The following is an 813-nucleotide window of genomic DNA, read 5'->3' as shown; positions in this document are numbered from 1 at the left end:
CAGCGCTCCAGCGTGATCTGCGCTGAGAATCAGTAGGTTAGGAATTGTTCAGGGCGAACTCCTCAGCCTGGGAATCGACGAAGAGACTGCGGAACGCGATGCGGAGGGGATCGAGCATCACGTCAGCACGACCACGCTGGAGGCCTTCGAACACGCCCTCCTGCAATCTGAGAGCGGCAAGTAGCGCAGCATCAAGTTCTCGCGAAATTCAGCAAAGCAAGACTCAGGAGGCGGCGGCGTCAGCAGTCAAAGGCTGGTGGGTCTGTTCTGATGGTCAACTTTAGTGCAGAAAATCGTTCGTGTCCTCTGAGCTTGGCCAGCCCGAGATAGTGTGCCCAAAATCTCTGACTGCGACGACGGTGCAGCGAAAATGTCGATCGCGGGAAAAGACGTGGGTACAACCTTTGATTTGCTCCTCTGTTCAAAGCGCATAGACAATAGTCACCACCGTCGTCATGACGATGAAGAACATGACCAAGGCGCCTATGGCGAGCGTCCGGCCCATGTCGCGGTTTGGCTTTGCCACTTTCAGACGCAATTCTTCGGCCGTTTCCGGAAACTCGAGCGCCGCGGAGTTCGAGCCTCGCACCAACTCGTATCGTGAATTCCAGCGACGCACCTCGGCCGCGTTCCACCCGTTCATGACCAGAATGATCGCGGCGATCATCAGCATCGAGGACGGGACCCAGATCGTGTAGCCACCCATGGTTTCGTCGGACAGGGGATCGAGCAACCCGGTTCCCGCCGTTTGGTAGTTCAGGCTGAACAAACTTCTGGCTGGCCGCTCTGACGATTGCCGCGACAGTTTTCAGC

General features: G+C 57.1%; 1 protein-coding gene and 1 pseudogene. One reads left to right on the top strand and one right to left on the bottom strand.

The genetic code is table 11. From position 1 onward, the window contains the following. Positions 1-43: 43 nt before the first annotated feature. Positions 44-184 (top strand): annotated as a pseudogene (locus DDE13_RS22565) (iron dependent repressor, metal binding and dimerization domain protein); the annotation flags it as partial. A gap of 237 nt (positions 185-421) precedes the next feature. On the opposite strand, the gene DDE13_RS22555 reads toward DDE13_RS22565, so the two are convergent. After that, the gene (locus DDE13_RS22555; protein ID WP_235868828.1) at positions 422-733 is read right to left on the bottom strand and encodes a hypothetical protein; all 312 of its coding nucleotides are present in this window, start codon (positions 731-733) and stop codon (positions 422-424) included. Between the last annotated feature and the right edge of the window lie 80 nt (positions 734-813).

The sequence above is a fragment of the Meridianimarinicoccus zhengii genome (genome assembly GCF_003254465.1).
Taxonomy (GTDB): domain Bacteria; phylum Pseudomonadota; class Alphaproteobacteria; order Rhodobacterales; family Rhodobacteraceae; genus Meridianimarinicoccus; species Meridianimarinicoccus zhengii.
Note: the sequence above shows the minus strand (reverse complement) of the source record. Positions and strands in the feature narration are given on the sequence as shown.